This is a genomic window from Flavobacterium sp. OHVDL-2026-0007, from assembly GCF_059882335.1.
On record NZ_CM187612.1, the window covers coordinates 4,080,810 to 4,100,942 of the forward strand.

The 20,133-nt window shown below is 35.3% G+C and carries 16 protein-coding genes and 3 tRNA genes; 17 read left to right on the forward strand and 2 right to left on the reverse strand.

Going from position 1 to position 20,133, the window contains the following annotated elements; all coding sequences use genetic code 11:
- The first annotated feature begins 275 nt into the window (after positions 1-275).
- From AC51AA_RS16815 to lipB, 3 genes are all read left to right on the forward strand, one after another.
- A complete protein-coding gene (locus AC51AA_RS16815) occupies positions 276-1,001 on the forward strand; it encodes a hypothetical protein (RefSeq protein ID WP_500703373.1) in 726 nt (241 codons plus the stop codon).
- A gap of 61 nt (positions 1,002-1,062) precedes the next feature.
- Positions 1,063-1,878 carry a hypothetical protein gene (locus tag AC51AA_RS16820; RefSeq protein ID WP_500703374.1) on the forward strand — a complete coding sequence of 272 codons (816 nt, stop codon included), beginning with the start codon at positions 1,063-1,065 and terminating at the stop codon, positions 1,876-1,878.
- Between the two features lie 5 nt (positions 1,879-1,883).
- Positions 1,884-2,582 carry a lipoyl(octanoyl) transferase LipB gene (gene lipB, locus AC51AA_RS16825; RefSeq protein ID WP_500703375.1) on the forward strand — a complete coding sequence of 233 codons (699 nt, stop codon included), beginning with the start codon at positions 1,884-1,886 and terminating at the stop codon, positions 2,580-2,582.
- Positions 2,583-2,668: 86 nt separating this feature from the next.
- Here the strand turns inward: lipB and rnhB are convergent, their stop codons facing one another.
- The gene (gene rnhB / locus AC51AA_RS16830; RefSeq protein WP_500703376.1) at positions 2,669-3,331 is read right to left on the reverse strand and encodes a ribonuclease HII; all 663 of its coding nucleotides are present in this window, start codon (positions 3,329-3,331) and stop codon (positions 2,669-2,671) included.
- Between the two features lie 478 nt (positions 3,332-3,809).
- Between rnhB and AC51AA_RS16835 the strand changes: the two genes are divergently transcribed.
- The 6 genes from AC51AA_RS16835 to AC51AA_RS16860 all read left to right on the forward strand — a co-directional run bounded on the left by AC51AA_RS16835 (position 3,810) and on the right by AC51AA_RS16860 (position 12,921).
- Positions 3,810-6,950 (forward strand): SusC/RagA family TonB-linked outer membrane protein, encoded by a 3,141-nt coding sequence (locus AC51AA_RS16835; RefSeq protein WP_500703377.1) that lies wholly within the window; start codon positions 3,810-3,812, stop codon positions 6,948-6,950.
- 11 nt (positions 6,951-6,961) lie between these two features.
- The gene (locus AC51AA_RS16840) at positions 6,962-8,437 is read left to right on the forward strand and encodes a RagB/SusD family nutrient uptake outer membrane protein (protein WP_500703378.1); all 1,476 of its coding nucleotides are present in this window, start codon (positions 6,962-6,964) and stop codon (positions 8,435-8,437) included.
- A 279-nt stretch (positions 8,438-8,716) separates the two neighbouring features.
- Complete coding sequence (locus tag AC51AA_RS16845) at positions 8,717-10,684, forward strand: putative porin (RefSeq protein ID WP_500703379.1); 1,968 nt, start codon at positions 8,717-8,719, stop codon at positions 10,682-10,684.
- A gap of 48 nt (positions 10,685-10,732) precedes the next feature.
- Positions 10,733-12,094, forward strand: a complete 1,362-nt coding sequence (locus AC51AA_RS16850; protein WP_500703380.1) for a pyridoxal-phosphate dependent enzyme — start codon at positions 10,733-10,735, stop codon at positions 12,092-12,094.
- A gap of 82 nt (positions 12,095-12,176) precedes the next feature.
- Positions 12,177-12,659, forward strand: a complete 483-nt coding sequence (locus AC51AA_RS16855; RefSeq protein ID WP_500703381.1) for a 3'-5' exonuclease — start codon at positions 12,177-12,179, stop codon at positions 12,657-12,659.
- Positions 12,660-12,693: 34 nt separating this feature from the next.
- A complete protein-coding gene (locus AC51AA_RS16860) occupies positions 12,694-12,921 on the forward strand; it encodes a PspC domain-containing protein (protein WP_500703382.1) in 228 nt (75 codons plus the stop codon).
- Positions 12,922-13,004: 83 nt separating this feature from the next.
- Here AC51AA_RS16860 and AC51AA_RS16865 read toward each other — a convergent pair whose 3' ends face one another.
- A complete protein-coding gene (locus tag AC51AA_RS16865; RefSeq protein WP_500703383.1) occupies positions 13,005-14,642 on the reverse strand; it encodes an amino acid permease in 1,638 nt (545 codons plus the stop codon).
- A gap of 863 nt (positions 14,643-15,505) precedes the next feature.
- On the opposite strand from AC51AA_RS16865, the gene AC51AA_RS16870 reads away from it, so the two are divergent.
- The 8 genes from AC51AA_RS16870 to tuf all read left to right on the forward strand — a co-directional run bounded on the left by AC51AA_RS16870 (position 15,506) and on the right by tuf (position 20,102).
- Complete coding sequence (locus AC51AA_RS16870) at positions 15,506-16,651, forward strand: acyl-CoA dehydrogenase family protein (RefSeq protein ID WP_500703384.1); 1,146 nt, start codon at positions 15,506-15,508, stop codon at positions 16,649-16,651.
- Between the two features lie 174 nt (positions 16,652-16,825).
- Positions 16,826-17,020: a 30S ribosomal protein S21 gene (gene rpsU / locus AC51AA_RS16875; protein WP_026985791.1), complete on the forward strand. Its 195-nt coding sequence runs from the start codon at positions 16,826-16,828 to the stop codon at positions 17,018-17,020.
- A 159-nt stretch (positions 17,021-17,179) separates the two neighbouring features.
- Positions 17,180-18,073: a tyrosine-type recombinase/integrase gene (locus AC51AA_RS16880; RefSeq protein ID WP_500703385.1), complete on the forward strand. Its 894-nt coding sequence runs from the start codon at positions 17,180-17,182 to the stop codon at positions 18,071-18,073.
- A 34-nt stretch (positions 18,074-18,107) separates the two neighbouring features.
- Positions 18,108-18,410, forward strand: a complete 303-nt coding sequence (hpf, locus tag AC51AA_RS16885; RefSeq protein ID WP_500703386.1) for a ribosome hibernation-promoting factor, HPF/YfiA family — start codon at positions 18,108-18,110, stop codon at positions 18,408-18,410.
- Positions 18,411-18,500: 90 nt separating this feature from the next.
- A tRNA-Thr gene (locus AC51AA_RS16890) sits at positions 18,501-18,574 on the forward strand.
- Between the two features lie 53 nt (positions 18,575-18,627).
- Positions 18,628-18,708, forward strand: a tRNA-Tyr gene (locus tag AC51AA_RS16895).
- An 81-nt stretch (positions 18,709-18,789) separates the two neighbouring features.
- A tRNA-Thr gene (locus AC51AA_RS16900) sits at positions 18,790-18,861 on the forward strand.
- A gap of 53 nt (positions 18,862-18,914) precedes the next feature.
- Positions 18,915-20,102 (forward strand): elongation factor Tu, encoded by a 1,188-nt coding sequence (gene tuf, locus AC51AA_RS16905; protein WP_072959420.1) that lies wholly within the window; start codon positions 18,915-18,917, stop codon positions 20,100-20,102.
- The last annotated feature ends 31 nt before the right edge of the window (positions 20,103-20,133 follow it).

Here is a 20,133-nt window from a genome sequence, read left to right on the forward strand (position 1 = left end):
TTTTGTTTCAGTTTCAGCCCTAAGTATCAAGGTTTTTTAACGCTCGGGTTTGAGTTCGTTCAATTGGCTTGAGTTGGGCTAATGATCGGTATCCTTTTTGTTGAAAAACAAGAAAAAAGTAGCTGTTGTTTTCAAGTTTAGGTTAGAAAAAGGAACATGTAAAAATTCGTTGTAAAGGAGATATCCAACAAATTGAGGCTGTTTTTTTTGTACGAAACGAATCACAAATGAAAACATGGTATCTTAGCTGTTCAAAATCTCAGCATCTTCAAATAATGAAATACCTTTTCGTTTTAATAATAATTGTTTTTCTCTCAGGTTGTCAAGTCACGGAAACTATTCATATTAATGCAGACGGAAGTGGAAACATTGAGGTTGTAGAGCTCAGGGACGAAAATAGTTATATGCAAGTGGCTGGTGAAAATTACTCAAAAGAAGAGGTCTTTAAAGATACTACTTATGTTTTTAAGGACTATATCACCAAATACAACGAGACCTTTTTGAAATATACGCTCGATGAGAGGCGATTGTTTCAAAAATATGCCAATGTGAAAGCACATATCAAAAAGAGTTCTTTTGAAAAAGAATTTAGAACGATAATTACACAAGATTTTAATAGCGTTTCAGAGGTTGCAGATTTATACAAAGCCGAAGCTTATGCTGACGATCTTAAAAACAACTATGCTTTAACAGCCGAAAATCATTATTACAAAATCGAGTATCATTTTGATGGTAAAGTTTTTAAACGTTTGGTATCTATCACCAATCAAACCGAACTTCAAAAAACAAAAGAGCAATTTACGAAATTACGTACCCGTTATAAAGCGCAAAAACTGGCGCAATCTTATGTTTTGCGTTATTATTTTCCGAGAAAAATAATATCAGTATCAAATGACAAGGCAGTTATAAGTTTAGATAAAAAATCATTAGCAGTGGAGTTTCAACTTTCAGACTGTTTGAAGCAGCCCGAAATGACAAGTTTAGAAGTGGTATTAGAGTAAGAGGTTGTTACTAGTTGTTCGATCACCGTTGGACTCGTGAAAAAAAGCACAGACTTTAATTATGATTAAAGCAATTATAAAGAGAGTTCGTATCTTTGATGAAAAATTACCCACTATGAAATTATACAAATTACTTAGTTTTTCTTTCTTTTTAGTGACACTTACAAGTTGCACTTTTACCGAGAACATTTATCTAAACGATAATGGGACTGGAAAATTTTCTTTAGACATGGATGGTTCTTCTCTTATGTCGATGGCAGGAAATCAAATTGGTGATCAAATGGGCACCGATGCAAAAAAAAATATAGATTCCACTTTTACGTTCAAACAGTTATTTGAAGAGAAAAAAGATAGTATAGCCAAATTATCTCCTGAGGAACAAAAAGAGCTTAAGAAACTAGAGAATTTTGTGGTTCATACTAAAATGAACGCTGAGAAAAAAGAGTTTTTAATGGCTTTTTCTACTGATTTTAAAAGTGTAAGCGAATTGCAGGATGCCTTACAGACGATGAGCGCACTTCAAAAACTAGAAGGTACTAGCAACACAGCAACTCCCTTTTCTGGAGGTCTAGGAGATAATAGCAGTAAGTTAAGTTATACCTATGACGGAAAGAAATTTACACGTAAAGCCATAATCGACACAAAAAAAATGGCGGAGAAAGCAAAGGATACGGCTGCCGCAACGGATATGTCTAAAATGATTTTTAGTTCATCGAACTATATCATCAAATATCACTTTCCTAAGCCAATCAAAAAAGTATCCAATCCTACGGCTTTGTTCAGTGAGGATCGAAAAACCGTTACCATTCAATACTCTTTCACTGATTATATGGAGAATCCCGATAAACTTAACTTTGACGTAGAGTTTGAAAAATAATAAAAATGAATAAAAAAATTCAACTACAAGATTTAGGAAGTAAAGATTATAAATCGACCTGGGAGTATCAAGAAGAGCTATTTAAAGATATAGTCGACCTAAAAATAAAGAACAGAAGAGAAGAACTCGATTTGCCCACACCCAATTATTTGTTGTTTGTAGAGCATCCACATGTTTATACCCTTGGTAAGAGTGGCGATTTGGAGAACTTGTTATTAAATGAAAAGCAACTCGAAGCCAAAGGAGCGACCTTTTATAAAATCAACCGAGGTGGTGATATTACGTATCACGGTCCAGGACAAATAGTAGGTTATCCTATTTTGGATTTGGAGAATTTCTTTACAGATATTCATAAATACTTGCGTTTTCTAGAAGAGTCCATCATATTGACCCTTGGAGAATATGGCTTAACATGCGGTAGAAGTGAAGGAGAAACGGGAGTTTGGTTAGGTGTAGGAACTCCTTTTGCTAGAAAAATATGTGCCCTTGGTGTACGTGCTTCACGTTGGGTGACCATGCATGGATTTGCTTTAAATGTAAATGTGGATTTAGGTTATTTTGATAATATTATTCCATGTGGAATTCGTGGTAAAGGGGTTACTTCACTACAGGTGGAACTCGGCGTTGAAAAAGTCGATGAAGCGGAAGTAAAAGCCAAAATCATTAAACATTTGACACAGTTGTTTGAAGCTGAATTTGTGTAGAAATATTCTTGAAATAGAGCAGATTAAAAAAAATGCTGAAGAAAATAACCAAGTTAAAAAGGATATTTCTTCAGCATTTTGTGTTTTTATTCAAAGTCAAACTGCAATTGATCGGGTAGCAGTTTAAAGCTCATCCGATGGTATTTAGTAGTGCCATACTTTCTAATGGCTTCTCGATGTTCCTTAGTGGGGTAGCCTTTGTTTTTCTTCCAGTTATACATGGGGTATTCCTCATGGATGCGATCCATATATTCATCACGATAGGTTTTGGCTAATACAGAAGCCGCTGCGATACTTAAATATTTTGAATCTCCTTTTATAATGCTTTGATTGGGAATGGACTTTAATAGTTCGATTTCCTTTTTCGTGAACTTTTTCCCAGTAGTATTCTTTAGACCTAATTTAGCATTCAGGGCGCGATTTCCGTCTACAATAATATATTCAGGAACTTGATTGAGTTTCAGGATACATTCCTGCATGCCTTTCATTGAAGCGTTTAAAATGTTTATTTCATCAATTTCATTGGGGTGCAAATGCGTAACGGCAAATGAAATAGCGTGCTGTTCAATGATCGGTTTTAGAAGAATTCTCGTTTTTTCGGACAACTGTTTACTATCATTCAAAAACTGATTTTCAAAACCAAGAGGTAAAATTACAGCAGCAGCTGTTACAGGTCCCGCTAGACAACCACGACCTGCTTCGTCAGTACCGGTTTCTAGAGAATATCCTGAGAAATTTTTTTCAAGCATTTTTTTGAATTTTAGATGACAAATATTATATTTTTTTTTCGAAAAACAGGAGTAAAACACTATGGAAATAAACGGTCCAAAACATACTTGGATTTTTATTTAACCATCCAGTTCAGGGAGAAACTCTTTCGGATTATCGATAAAAAAAGAAAAGGAGAAGTGGGTTCGGGAGGAATTGGTTTTTTTTGGACTGTTTTTTACTAAGAAAAAGATGAGTTTTAGGCGGTTTTAGATAGAAAATAGTAAGTTTTATACGATAGTAAAATGTTAATTATTTGTTAAAGAATTTTGTGATTAAACGTGTTTTATTTGGGTTTATTGTTATGAATAACGCTATTTTTCTGTGAATTTGTTGTTTTTGTAAAAACATATGTTAAGTCATTGTTAATGAATTGAGGCTTTAGTGTTAAAACAGGCTTGTAATTTTAAGAAATAATTAAGATGTTTGCCGCATACTAATTCAAAACAAACTAAAAAAATGAAATTTAAATTTAAATGGATCTTTACGCTGTTAGTAGCGTTATCTATGCAGGTTTCTTTTGCTCAGGAGAAGACTGTTTCGGGTATTGTTTCTGGTGATACGGGAGTTATTCCAGGAGTGAATATCAACGTTAGAGGATCGAAAGTTAGCACACAAACGGATTTTGATGGAGGTTTTTCCATTAAAGCAAAAGCGGGAGATGTGCTTGTTTTTTCTTATGTAGGAATGGATCAAATCACTGTTGTGGTAGGGCCATCTTCGACAGTTAATGTTAAAATGAAAGATTCAGGAAAAGCCTTAGAGGAGGTTGTTGTGATCGCGTATGGTCAGGCTAAAAAGAGTTCATACACAGGATCAGCGGTATCAATTAAAGGGGAAGATTTGAATAAAAGACCATTAACGAATGTTTTATCTGCTATCGAAGGTGCGACTGCAGGAGTTCAGATACAAAGTGCTGCAGGACAACCAGGTTCGGCTCCAGCGATTAGGATTAGAGGTTTTAGTTCTGTGAACGGATCTAACACTCCTTTGTATGTTGTAGACGGTGTGCCGTTTGCGGGCGATATTAGTACTTTGAATTCAAATGATATCGAGAGTTTGTCAGTTCTTAAAGATGCTTCATCTACTTCGCTTTACGGTTCAAAAGCGGCCAATGGTGTTGTGATTATTACGACAAAAACAGGAAAATCATCAAAAGATAAATTCTCATTAAATGTAAGTCAAGGTATGACTTCAAGAATGATTAAAGAATATGAGAGAGTAGATGCCATGCAATATTACCCATTAGAATGGGAGGCTATCAGAAATAGTCGCGCTATGGGGACACCAGCGCAACTTGATGCAGCAAATACCTATGCTTCTGGTAGAGTTCCTGTGGTTTTAATAACAAACCCTTTTAATGTTCCTAATGGAGAAATTGTAGGTACAGATGGGAAATTAAATCCTAAAGCAAGCTTATTGTATCCTCAGGATTTGGATTGGGCAGCACCATTAGAAAGAGCAGGAGTTCGTCAAAATGTGGACTTTTCATACCAAGGTAAATCTGAGAAATCGAATTATTTTGCTTCATTAGGGTATTTGAATGAAGATGGATATATTCAAAAGTCGGATTACGAAAGGATTGCAGCGCGTTTAAATGTGAATACCACTTTTAACGACTGGTTCAAGACCGGGATTAACTTATCAGGAACGACTACAGATTCAAATTTAGCTGTAGATGGTGTTGATAATAGTTCTTCTTTTAATAACCCATTTAGAACCATTAGAACCATGGGGCCAATTTACCCTGTTCATGAACACGCGACAAATGGAGACTTTATCTATGACGCTTTGGGGAATAAAGTTTTCTCAAGAGCTAGAGGCTCGGGAGCTTCAAACGGTAGAAACATTGTTTATGAAACGTTAAACAATACCGATAATCAAAAAGGATTAGCGCTTTCTGCTAGAACCTTTGCGGAGTTTAAATTTTTAAGAGATTTCAAATTTACCATTAATGCCGCTTTAGATAAGACCTACTATAATAGAACTTATACGTATAATACTGAAATTGGGGATGGAGCTCCAACAGGATTAATCGCAAAAGAAAATAGAGTGATAACGGGTGTTACCTACAATCAATTATTGAATTATACTAAAAAAATTGGAGATCATAATGTGTCCGTTTTGTTAGGTCATGAGAGTTTTGATTATGAAAGAGAGTGGTTAACGGGAACAAAAACCGGACAAGTTACTCCTGATAATCCTGAATTTATCAATTATGCTACAACCACTGATTTATCGTCTTACACTAGAAATTACAGTACTGAATCTTATTTTTCTAGATTAGGTTACGATTATAAAGACAAATATATTTTGTCTGCTTCTTTAAGAAGAGACGGTTCGTCTAAATTTTCAAAAGACAATCGTTGGGGGAATTTCTGGTCAGTTGGAGGAGCTTGGGTTCTTTCTAGAGAAAGTTTCTTGGAGAATAGTTCATGGATTAATGAATTAAAGTTAAGAGCTTCGATAGGGGAAGTGGGTAATGATTCTCATACTAGTAATGATGCCTTGAGTTTCTATGTGAGTCAGCCAACCTTTAGCTTGGGTTATGATAATGGTAATGAAGGTGGTATTGTAACCAATGCACAAGGTTCGCCTAATTTGGTTTGGGAAAAAAACACACAAAAAGATCTAGCGGTTGAATTTGGTTTGTTTAATAACAGACTTAAGGGTAGTGTGGAGTATTACAACAGAAATACAGATGGTTTGATCTTTTCAGTACCAAATCCATTGTCTTCAGGTTTAGACGAAAGAGTAGAAAATATCGGATCTATGTCAAATAAAGGTTTTGAGGTTTCATTAGATGCAGTTGTTTTAAAAACAAATGATTTCTCTTGGGGATTAAATGTGAATGCTTCTACCATTAAAAATGAGATCACAAAATTACCGCAAAAAGAAATCATCAATGGGACTAAAAAACTAATGGCTGGTCAATCTATCTACGATTATTGGTTAAGAGATTGGTATGGTGTAGATGCTACAGATGGATATGCTTTATATGTTTCAGATCCTAAATTAATAGTTGCTGGTGATGCTGTTCAAAGAGTGGTAAATGGGGTTAATGTAACTACAGATCCAAATAAGGCCTTGTTCCATTATGCAGATTCAGCCATTCCTGATTTATTTGGAACTTTTGGAACTAATGTGGAGTACAAAGGTTTAAAATTAGAGGTGTTATTTGCTTATCAAATTGGTGGAATGATGTATGATTCTAACTATTTAGCTCTTATGCATTCAGGAGTTACCTACGGTTCGGCTTTAAGTGTTGATGCGCTTGACAGATGGCAAAAACCAGGGGATATTACCAATGTTCCGAGAATGGACATCAACAGAAATACCCAGTCTAGTGCAGCTTCTGATAGATGGTTAGTAAGCTCTGATTATTTGTCTTTGCGACAAGTTAATTTGTCGTACAAAATGCCATCGGATCTTGTTTCTAAAATTGGTGTAGACAATGCGACGTTGTACGTAAATGGTGAAAATTTACTATTGTCTAGTAAACGTCAAGGAATGGATCCAAGTCAAACTTTTAATGGAACGACTCAAAATAGGTATACACCTTCTAGAGTGATTACATTAGGTTTAAACTTAAACTTTTAATAAATAATATTATGAAATCAAAATATATAAAACAGCTACTTCTTGCTATTTCAGTTGTAACACTCGCTTCTTGTTCTGATGATTTTTTAGATAAAAAACCGACTGAATTTGTGGATTATGAGGCGGCTACCAAAACGACGGAAAATTTAATGACGACCCTAAATGGTATTCATAGATCCTTATATGTACGATACGAATCCAATCAAAATGAGAATGGATTAGGGGGCTTGATGCAACAAATGGACATCGCAGGAGATGATGTTATTTTTCCGGTTAGTAATGGTTATTTTTTACAAGTGTATAACTGGAATGGTATGGCCAATGAAGCCGCACAAGACATTAGATTTCCGTATAGAACCTACTATAGAATCATCAGAAATGCCAATACAATCATTAATGCTACCGATGCAGCAGTTGGTCCAGAGGAAGACAAAAAGATAGTAAAAGGACAAGCTTTGCTTTATAGAGCTTTTGCGCACTATCAATTGGTGCAAATCTATGGAAAAAGGTATGTAAACGGAACAACCAATACACAACTAGGAGTTCCTGTTGTTTTAACAGTAGGAAATGAAGCTTTTGCTCGTTCTACAGTGGAAGAGGTGTATACACAAATCAACAAAGATTTAGATGAAGCCAATGTTTTATTGGTTGGTTTTTCAAAATTGAACAATTCGCATTTGGATTTAAAAGTGGCTCAAGGTTTAAAAGCTAGGGTTGCTTTAACGCAAGGAAATTGGGCTATAGCTGCCGACTATGCTGCTAAAGCAAAAGCAGGTCGCACTTTAATGAATGCAGCTGAATACGTGAAAGGATTTAATGACTTTAATAATGTGGAGTGGATGTGGGGAAGCCATATCAATGAAGTTCAAACGGACTACTTTGGTAATTTCGGTGCTTATATGTCTAGAAATTACAATTCAACTGTTATTCGTTCTTGTCCCAAAGCCATCAATAGTAAGCTTTATAATTTAATTCCTACTACAGATGTACGTTCTACTTTGTTTGATAAAACAGGTAAACATACTGCCTTAAATTTGCCTTCAACTTATACGAAGTTCCCATATACAAGCCAGAAATTTTTATCGATCAGTACAGGGGATAGTAGGTGTGATGTTCCTTATATGCGTGTAGCTGAAATGTACCTTATTGAAGCGGAGGCAAAAGCAAGATTAGGATTAGCTGATGCCAATACAGTATTGTTTACTTTGGTAAAAAGTAGGAACCCTTCTTATGTTTTGTCTGTCAATACTGGTCAAGCCTTAGTAGATGAAATTTGGTTTCAAAGAAGAATTGAATTATGGGGTGAAGGATTTAGATTTTATGATTTAAAGAGAACCAATTCTGCTTTGGATAGAACAGGTGCTAATCATGATTCTGGACTTACCAATGGAGTGATGAGTGTTCCGGCAACGGATAAAAGATGGCAGTGGTTGATCCCTAGAGCTGAGATCAATGCTAATCCATTAGTGGTTCAAAATGAACTGTAATAAGTTTAAATGAAATTTATTCGGGTACCCAGTTACGGAATTGATCTTTACGTACTATTGAGAAGTTTGAAATTAATTTGAATCCAGCTGGGTACTAAACAATAAATATTTTGATTTTTTTTTGAGAGCCCCGATACTTTTGTTATCGGGGTTTTCGTTTTCTAATCTAGTAATGGTAGTGGGGCTATATTATCTATGATGTTTTTTTATTTATACGCTTTTATCTTTTACCTTTGCTTGACTAAATTTTGTCGAAATAATTACATACAAATGCATCAAATGAGAATATTCATTTTTCTATATCTATTAGTTGTACCAACTTTATTGTTTTCTCAAACAAAACCTACTCCTAAAAAGAATTTGGACATGAATACAAAGTATTCGAGTATTACGGATACTGTTAAGAAGAGGAAAGCCAAAATAGCCACCATAGATCAATACCAAATTATCACCTTAGAGCACGATACTACTTATGTAGATACTTCATTAACGATAAAAAGTGCCTATAAGCAAAATTACCTTCGAAAGGATGATTTTGGCTTGTTGTCTTTTTCTAATATTGGGCAGACCTACAATACCTTGCAATATAGTTTGACTGATTTTTCGCCCTATCCTGAACTTGGTTTTAAAGGCAAGCACTTTAACTTTTTGGAGGCCAATCAAATTCACTATTATTCAGTGGCTACTCCCTTAACGGAATTGTTTTTTAATACCACAATAAACAAAGGACAAAATGTGGATTCGTTTATAACTTTAAACACCTCTAAAAATCTGAATTTTTCTATTGCTTATAGAGGTTTACGTTCTGAGGGAGCGTATATAAATCAATTAGCAAGTACGGGAAATTTTAGATTCACAACGAGTTATTTTACTACCGATAAAAGATATAGTTTAAATGCGCATTACACCTATCAAGATATCTTAAATCAAGAAAATGGTGGGATTACGACCGCTGAGGATTTTGAAAGTGGCAATACGGATTTTAAAAACCGTCAACGACTACAGGTTTATTTAACAGATGCAAAATCCTTTTTAAAAGGTAAACGTTTGTTTTTTGATCATGCTTTTAGAATAAATCCAAAAGAAGGAGATAATAATTTATATCTGTCTCATCAGTTTAATTATGAGAATAAGTTTTACGAATACAATCAAGCAACCGTTGTTTCTACCGTAGATAATTTGCCGGTTCAGCGATTCGGAGAGGCTTATGTAAATAATGGTATCAATGATCAAACCCATTTTGAAAAATTATACAATAAAGTTGGTCTTGCTTATGAGAATGTGCTTTTAGGGAAATTTAATTTCTTCATTGACGATTACAGATCAAATTACAGCTACAATCGAATTATAGTGAAAGAAGATGGATCGGTAATACCAAATAATCTCTACCAACAATTCAATAATGTTGGAGGGCAGTACGAATATCAAAAGAATAAATGGAACGGCCGATTTCTGTATTCAAGATCCATTACCAATGAGTCGTTATCTAATTTAGATGCAAAATTGAGATACGAACTAAACGAGGGAATCAAGTTTGATTTTAGATATCAAAACATCAATAAACTACCTAATAACAATTTTAACCTTTACCAAAGTAGTTATGTTCAATACAATTGGTCGAATGATTTTAAGAATGAAAAAATAAATGCCATTAGTGCTAATGTTTTTACACCTTGGTTAAATGCGGAGGTTCAGTATTCGGTATTAAAAGACCATTTGTATTTTGCAGACATATCAACTCCAGATCAAAAATTAAATCAAGTTCAAATCGTGAATCCAGCTCAGTATGGCAATGCGATTAACTATTTGTCTGTTAAAGCAAGCCGAGAGTTTAAATTTGGTCGTTTTGCTTTAGATAATACCATCTTGTATCAAAAGGTAGATCAATCTGATTTGATTTTAAATGTTCCTGACTTGGTTACCAGAAATACCTTCTATTATTCAGGTTACTTTTTTAAGAAGGCCTTGTATATGCAAAGTGGAATTATTTTGAACTATTTCAGTAAGTATTACGGTAACGATTACAATCCTGTTGTGGGAGAGTTTTTTGTTCAAAACACCAAAGAAATAGGGAATTATCCTCTATTTGATTTGTTTGTGAATGCTAGAATTCGTCAAACCCGATTTTATTTCAAAGCAGAGCATGTAAATGCGCTTTTCTCGAAAAGCGATTACTATTCGGCGCCTAATAATCCGTATCGTGATTTTTCGATTCGATTTGGTTTGGTTTGGAATTTCTTTCAATAAAATAAGATGCTACTTGTAGTAATAATAAATTAGTAAAATTTAAATAAAATGGACTTTTCAAAAAATATTTTAGAGACAATTGGTAATACACCATTGGTAAAGCTCAACAAAATTGTTGCTGAAATTGATGCCTTAGTATTGGCAAAAGTCGAAACTTTTAATCCTGGTAATTCTGTAAAAGACAGAATGGCCGTAAAGATGATTGAAGATGCAGAGGCGGATGGCCGTTTGAAACCTGGAGGAACTATTATAGAAGGGACTTCTGGAAATACGGGTATGGGATTGGCACTAGTGGCTATTATAAAAGGATACAAATTAATTTGCGTAATATCGGATAAACAATCCAAAGAAAAAATGGATATTTTGCGTGCTGTAGGTGCCAAAGTAGTAGTTTGTCCAACGGATGTTGAACCAACTGATCCACGTTCTTATTATTCGGTTTCAAAGCGTTTAGCGGAAGAAACCCCTAATTCGTGGTATGTTAATCAATACGATAACTTATCCAATTCACTAGCACATTACGAGCAAACTGGACCGGAAATTTGGAAACAAACCGATGGAAAGATTACACATTTTGTTGTTGGAGTAGGAACGGGTGGAACGATTTCAGGGGTTGGAAAATACCTGAAAGAAAAGAATCCAAACATTAAAATTTGGGGAATTGATACCTACGGTTCTGTTTTTAAAAAATACCATGAAACGGGGATCTTTGATGAAAATGAAATCTATTCGTATATCACAGAGGGGATTGGAGAAGATATTTTGCCTAAAAATGTTGATTTTTCTTTAATCGATGGATTCACGAAAGTAACGGATAAAGATGCTGCGGTTTATACTAGAAAAATTGCACTTGAAGAAGCTATTTTTGTGGGTAATTCTGCGGGTGCTTGTGTGAAAGGGTTGTTGCAGCTTAAGGAACACTTCACGGCTGATGATGTTGTTGTAGTGCTTTTTCACGATTCAGGTAGTCGTTATGTAGGGAAAATGTTTAATGATGATTGGATGCGTGAGCGTGGGTTTTTAGATGAAAATGTGACCAAGGCTGAAGATGTTATCAAGGATCATATTGACAAGCCGCTTATAGTGGTGCGTACAGAAGAACTTGTTTCACATGCTATTGAACGTATGCGTAAATATAAAATCTCACAGATTCCTGTAGTGGATATTAATGGATTTGTGGGTTCTGTTGGAGAAACGGATTTGTTTAGAAGTTATGTGGCGGATAAAAATGTAGCGGAAAAACCTATTAAAGAAGTAATGGGGAAACCTTTTCCAATTGTGAAATTAGGAACGCCAATAGAAGAAGTTTCTAAGCTTTTTTCAAAGGAAAACGATGCAGTTTTGGTTGATTTAGAAAATGGGAGCCATCATATCATTACGAAATATGATATCATTGGTTCTATAAAATAAAAGATTGTATTAAATTTAGAAATCCATAGATCTAGTTTACTCATTAGATTTATGGATTTTTTTTAGCTTAACTCTATTTAAAATGAATTTCACCGCTATAGATTTTGAGACAGCAACGGCTTATCATCCGTGTTCTGTAGGTATAGTAACCGTAGAAGATGGAATAATTGTAGATGAATTTGTCACTTTGATTAAACCGCCTAATAATGAGTATAATCCTTTTACTATTCAGGTTCATGGTATTTATCCTCGTGATACGGCAAATGCGAAGTCTTTTTTGCAAGTGTACCCTGAAATAGAAAAACGCCTTAAAAACAGGGTTGTCGTGGCTCATAACGAAAGTTTTGATCGCAATGTGTTGGCGAAGTCTATGGCGCTGTATGGGTTGCAGTATGAAGATTTAAACATTGCTCCAAGATGGGAATGTACTGTTAAGATTTATAAGGCAAAGGGATTGAAGCCAACGAAGTTGAGCGACTGTTGCCGTGAAATGAAGATTCAATTAAATCATCACGAAGCTTTGTCGGATGCTCGTGCTTGTGCTAAATTGTATCTATTGAGGTAATTTTGTATTTTTGTCAATAATCTAAACTAAAGACATGTCAGTTATTTTAAAACTCAAATTCTTTTTCGAAAAATATGGTTTTCATGTGTCTTCAAGGTTGGCAGATAAACTAGGAATGCGCGTAACTAGTGTGCGATTGTTTTTTATTTACATTTCGTTTGTAACAGCGGGTTTGGGCTTTGGTGTTTATCTTACTTTGGCTTTTTGGATTCGATTAAAGGATTTAATTCGTGCCAAGCGCACTTCAGTATTTGATTTGTAGATCTTAAGACAGGGATATAATAAAAAGAGGGCTATAAAGTAATTTCATTTACTTTATAGCCCTCTTTTATGTGAAGTTGTTACTTATCTTGTTTTATTATAACTATAGGCAAATATTAGAGCGTGAATCGCTGCAAACACTAAAGAGAAATAATATAAGAAAGTACCATCAACGTTTGCGTCTTGATGGTTGATATAAGCGACAACCACTAAGGCAATCACCATAAAAAATCCAGAATAAGCAATAGTTTTGTAACTGCTGGCAGTAAATGTTCCTTTGTTTAGTATACTGTTTTTCATTCCGTAGAATAAGTATAAGTCAAAACCAATCATCATCCAAGCAATAAGTCTAATCCAAGTATCTAGTGGTAAAAATACCATCATAAACAAACATACTAGGACTCCTGCAATAGGTACAAAAGGAACTAGTGGAGTTCTAAAAGCTCTTGGAGCATCTGGCATCTTTTTACGCATAATCAATACCCCAATACAAACAAGGATAAAAGCGAATAAAGTACCAATACTGGTCATTTCTCCTACTACTCGTGCAGGAACAAAAGCGGCGAAAAGACTCACAATAACCATAAACAATAAATTGTTTTTAGCAGGTGTTCTGAATTTTGCGTGAACTTCAGAGAATACTTTAGGCATTAAACCATCTTTACTCATAGAGAAAAATACTCTACTTTGTCCCATTAGCATTACTAAAATTACAGAAGCGTATCCACCTAATATAGAAAGTAAAATGGCGTTGTTTAACCATGGATAAGCTGGAGTAATCATACCATTTGGTCCTGCATGACCCATAGCTTCAACAGCAATGGCCACAGGTGCAATTCCGTCTTTACCAGCAAATGCTTGATAATTTACAACTCCTGTCATTACGTGAGCAAATAGAATGTATAAAACGGTACAAATGGCTAATGATAATAAAATACCAATAGGCATGTCTCTTTTTGGGTTTTTAGCTTCTTGCGCTGCTGTAGATACAGCATCAAAACCAATATAAGCGAAAAATACAATAGCGGCTGCTCTAATGATTCCGGAAAAACCGAATTCACCAAATTTCCCAGTATTTTGTGGTATGTATGGTGTGTAATTTTCTGGTCTGATGTACTGCCATCCCACAGCAATAAAAACCAAAACAATTGTAACTTTTAATAAAACGATAATACTGTTTACGGTAGCAGATTCTTTTGTTCCTCTGATTAATATTAAGGACATAACCATAACAATGGCCACCGCAGGCAGATTAATGATTCCTCCTTCAAAAGGAGAAAGCATGTAGGCCTCGTTGAGATGAATACCATAGCCACTGAGGAATTTGCCAAAATATCTGGACCAACTGATGGAAACCGTGGCGGCTCCAACGGCATATTCTAAAACTAAATCCCATCCAATAATCCAAGCGACAAATTCTCCCATTGTAGCAAAAGAATAAGTATAGGCACTTCCGGCTACTGGAATCATAGAAGAAAACTCAGCATAACATAAACCTGCAAAAACACATCCAAATGCAGCAACAAGAAACGAAATTGTGATTGCTGGACCTGCATTCATTGAGGCTGCAAGGCCTGTAATTGAAAATAAACCAGCTCCAATAATAGCTCCAATTCCTAAGGCAACCAATCCGGGTGCCGTTAATGTTTTCTTTAATCCTTTTTCGGAATCAGCGGCTTCCGCCAATAGCTGATTTAATGGTTTTCTTTTCCAAATTGACATATATGTGGGTTTTATTATTATTAAGCTCCAAATGTATAGTTTTTTGTAAAAAATAAAAACAATAATTTAGGTTTAAGTTACAAAAAGAGTGTTTTTAACTTTTTCAAGGCCGTTTCCCTTTTAATAGTAGGATTAGCGCTAAAGTGCCGAGTTTAAATTTTTTGGTTTCAGGTGGTGATTATTGTTAAAATTGTAGTAATTTATCTATGTTTTTATGCGGTTAATGAACATTCTATGGAAGAAATATGCTTCGGCTTATGAATTTTAAGAAAATTTAATGCTGTTTGGTGTGGGTAAAGACTGAATCTGGACTTTTTTTATGCCGTTTTAGGACTGTTGAAGTTAGGGTGCTTTTTTAGCAATGGAAAAAAAGTCAAAAAGGAGAAGTTAAAAAGAGTGTTAGGATTGCTTATTTTTTTTGTTAGAGTGATCCATGTTTTTTAGTCTGCTGCAATAGAAGCTAAGGTATGGCTTTTGGACAGGGGATTGGAGAGCAGTCATGACAGCTGAAGTTGAGACGGTGAGAATGTGGAAGTTCTTTGTTGATTTTTTTGTTACAGGATCTCAGGAATCTTTGAGGTGAATTAGGAAAGGCTGGTGCTTAAGTAGTTTTAAAGGAAGAGAAGTGGGGGTGTTGTGAAGTGCAGGAAGAAACTTATGATTATAGATAGGTGGTTTATTTAGAGGAGAAGAATGGTTCTTTGCAAGGGGTAAATTGAGCTTGATGGAGTAAATTGTATTTTCTGGGTTCAGAGCTAAATTTCATTAATATTGAGAATTTGGTAAAAAATAAAGCTTTTGCTGTCGATAAGGCAAAAATAATTAGTTTATATTTGGAGTTCTAAATAATAATAGTAGCTACAATGAATTTTGATTATAACGAAACACAGTCGATGATTGCTCAATCTATAAAAGATTTTGCAGAGAAAAACATTAGACCTTATATTATGGAATGGGATGAAGCACAAATATTCCCAGTTGATTTGTTTAAAAAACTGGGGGAAATGGGTTTCATGGGGGTATTAGTGCCTGAGGAATATGGAGGATCTGGTTTAGGATATCATGAATATATTACGGTTGTAGAGGAAATTTCTAAAGTCGATCCGTCTATTGGTTTATCAGTAGCAGCTCATAATTCTTTATGTACGAATCATATTTTGACTTTCGGAAATGACGAGCAAAAGAAAAAATGGCTACCAAAGCTTGCAACTGCCGAATATATTGGTGCTTGGGGATTAACCGAGCATAACACTGGTTCGGATGCAGGTGGAATGAATACTACTGCAGTTAAAGATGGTGATTTTTGGGTAGTCAATGGCGCTAAGAACTTTATTACGCATGCTATTTCAGGAGATGTCGCTGTGGTTATTGTTCGTACTGGTGAAAAAGGGGATTCAAAAGGAATGACCGCTTTTGTTTTTGAAAAAGGAATGAAAGGATTTACTTCAGGTAAAAAAGAGAATAAATTAGGAATGCGCGCTAGTGAAACTGCTGAGCTCGTATTTGATAATTGCCGTATTCCGGATGCTAATCGATTGGGAGAAGTAGGACAGGGATTTATTCAGGCTATGAAAATATTAGATGGAGGTCGTATTTCCATTGGAGCATTATCGCTCGGGATTTCAAAAGGAGCTTATGAAGCGGCTTTGAAGTATTCTAAAGAAAGACATCAGTTTGGGCAACCTATAAGTAGTTTTCAGGGAATTTCATTCAAGTTGGCTGATATGGCCACTGAAATTGAAGCTTCAGAGTTACTCTTGCATAAAGCTGCTTTTTTGAAGCAGCAGCATAAGCCTGTTACAACACTGGGGGCGATGGCTAAAATGTATGCTTCTGAAGCTTGTGTTAAGATTGCTAATGAAGCTGTTCAGATTCATGGGGGGTATGGCTACACCAAGGATTTTCCAGTAGAGAAGTTTTATAGGGATTCAAAATTATGTACCATTGGAGAAGGGACTACTGAAATTCAAAAGGTAGTAATTTCTAGAAATTTATTGAAAGAGTCTTAGATAGTAGATAGCATGTGTTCGTTTTAGAAGTATCTTCTATTGACTCGATTGTAGTAGGTTTTATGGGGTACTAGGACTTGATGTGTTTTATTTTAAAATAAATTGAAATTTATAACTCATAATCCATAATTAATGAATACTTTTGCAGCCTTAACGAGAGGAGGTGTCAATATTATGTTAATTATACCAATTAAAGACGGAGAAAATATCGATAGAGCATTAAAGCGCTATAAAAGAAAATTTGATAAAACAGGAACTGTTCGTCAATTAAGAGCACGTACTGCTTTTATTAAGCCTTCTGTAATCAAAAGAGCTCAAATTCAAAAAGCTGCTTACATTCAAAACATGAGAGATGGTTTAGAAAGTTAGTAAATAGCTTGTCAAAATAATTACCGTTAGTCATCAAAAAGTTTTTAACTTTGATGCTAACGGTTTTTTTTGTGCTCAATTTTCACGTTATAGAGTGTTTTAGCTTGGGTTGAATTGAGTTTGTGGTGTTTTTGTAAAGTGAATCAAGTATGTATTCTTATGAGGTCAAATAAAGAAATGTTTTGTGATTATCTTTTGTTAGAGAAAAAATATTCAGCACATACTATGGAGGCTTATTTGAGGGATATTGTTTTTTTTGAAAAGTTTAATGAGGCTCAGTTTGGACAAGAAGATATTGAGCAGGTGAATTATAGTCAGATTAGAAGTTGGATTGTTTCGTTGGTGGATCAAGAGGTGGCTAATGTATCGATTAATCGAAAGGTAGCTTCTTTAAAAGCGTTTTATAAATTTCTTCTTAAGACCAAGCAGATAGAGGTGAGTCCATTGTTAAGGCATAGGGCTTTAAAAGTGTTAAAGATTATTCAGGTTCCGTTTTCGGAAAAAGAAGTGGTTGATTTGATGCGGGAAGTAGCTAATCCGGTTGGTTTTGAAGAGGTGAGGGATAAGCTTATTGTGGATTTGTTTTATACAACTGGAATACGTAGGGCGGAGTTGATTGGATTGAAAGTGGTTGATGTGGATTTGTCTTCAGCTGTGATTAAGGTTTTGGGTAAACGTAATAAAGAACGTATTATTCCGATTTTACCTATTATAGTAGAGCAGTTTGTTGTGTATTTGAGGGAGAGAACTTTGTTGGAAAAGGTAGTGGATGGAGATTATTTTTTTATTTCCAAAAAAGGGTTAAAATTGAGCGAATCTTTTGTGTATCGATTAATAAATTCTTACTTTAGTAGAGTCTCTGAAAAGGTAAAAAAGAGTCCGCATGTGCTTCGGCATACTTTTGCGACTCATCTATTGAATAACGGAGCAGATTTAAATTCAGTTAAGGAGTTATTAGGGCATTCGAGTTTGGCGTCTACGCAGGTTTATACTCATAATAGTTTGGCAGAGCTTAAAAAGGTGTATACTAATGCGCATCCTCGGAATAAATAATAATTCTGAAATGTTTAACCCTAAAATTAGTATTATGAAGGTAGATGTTCATGCAGTTAACTTTACTGTTGACAGAAAATTAGTTGATTTTATTCAGGAGAGAATGGATAAATTAGAAAAATATTATGATCGAGTTGTTTCGGCAGATCTTTTTTTAAAAGTAGAAAGAACGAGTGATAAGGAGAATAAGGCAGTAGAGATTAAGATTAATGTTCCGGGGGATGATTTTGTAGTTAAAAAGCAATGTAAAACATTTGAAGAGGCGGTCGAGCTTTCGGCGGAATCTTTAGAACGTTTACTGGTAAAAAGGAAAGAAAAAGTTAGAACGCACATATAATTGAAAATTTTTTTAAAAAAATGTTTTGATTAAAAGATAAAATAGCTACATTTGCAGTCCGTTAGAAATAGCGGACTTTTTATTGGTATTGCCAGCGTAGCTCAGTTGGCTAGAGCAGCTGATTTGTAATCAGCAGGTCGTGGGTTCGAGTCCCTCCGCCGGCTCTAAAATGTTTCAAATGCGATTTGAAATTGTTCATGCAATTATTGATAAAAAAGGGGAGATACTCAAGCGGCCAACGAGGGCAGACTGTAAATCTGCTGTGTGAACTTCGCAGGTTCGAATCCTGCTCTCCCCACAATTAAAAGTTAAGATTTTGGGTTTTGGTTTTTAGGTTTAGGTCTGGATACTGAAATCGCAGTTTTAAAATCAGAACTCTGCCGGTGTAGCTCAGGGGTAGAGTGCTTCCTTGGTAAGGAAGAGGTCTCGGGTTCAATTCCCGACATTGGCTCAAGTAAGTAGGAAATTGAATTAATATATAACTAAGATTAAAAATTAAGTAAAATGGCAAAGGAGAATTTTAATCGTTCCAAACCGCACTTAAACATAGGTACAATTGGACACGTGGATCACGGAAAAACTACATTAACTGCAGCAATTACGAAAGTATTATCTGATGCTGGTTACTGTCAAGCAAAATCGTTTGATCAAATCGATAACGCTCCAGAGGAGAAAGAAAGAGGTATTACTATTAATACATCACACGTAGAGTATGAAACAGCTAATCGTCATTACGCTCACGTTGACTGTCCAGGTCACGCGGATTACGTAAAGAACATGGTTACTGGAGCAGCTCAAATGGATGGAGCTATCTTAGTGGTTGCTGCTACTGATGGTCCAATGCCACAAACTCGTGAGCACATCCTTTTAGGTCGCCAGGTTGGTATTCCTAGAATGGTAGTTTTCATGAACAAAGTTGACATGGTTGACGATGCTGAATTATTAGAGCTAGTTGAAATGGAAATTAGAGATTTATTATCTTTCTACGAATATGATGGAGATAATGGTCCTGTAGTTCAAGGTTCTGCTTTAGGAGGATTGAATAATGATCCTGCTTGGGTTCCTAAAATTCTTGAATTGATGGAAGCTGTAGATTCTTGGATCGAAGAGCCAATCCGTGATACTGCAAAACCATTCTTGATGCCAGTTGAAGATGTATTTACAATTACTGGTCGTGGAACTGTTGCTACAGGTCGTATCGAAACTGGTATTGCTAATACAGGAGATGCTGTTGAAATCATCGGTATGGGAGCTGACAAATTAACTTCTACTATTACAGGAGTTGAGATGTTCCGTAAAATCCTTGATAGAGGAGAAGCTGGAGATAACGTAGGTTTATTGTTAAGAGGTGTTGATAAAGAATCTATCAAAAGAGGAATGGTTATCATTAAGCCAGGATCAGTAAAACCACACGCTACTTTCAAAGCTGAGGTTTATATCTTGAAAAAAGAAGAAGGTGGACGTCATACTCCATTCCATAATAACTACCGTCCACAGTTCTACGTACGTACAACTGACGTAACAGGAGTTATTACTTTACCAGAAGGAGTAGAGATGGTAATGCCAGGAGACAACTTGACAATTAATGTTGCTTTATTAAGCCCAATCGCAATGAGCGTAGGTTTACGTTTCGCTATCCGTGAAGGTGGTAGAACAGTAGGAGCAGGTCAGGTTACTGAAATCGTAGGATAATCTTACAAAAATATAAAAAGCCAGTTGCTTT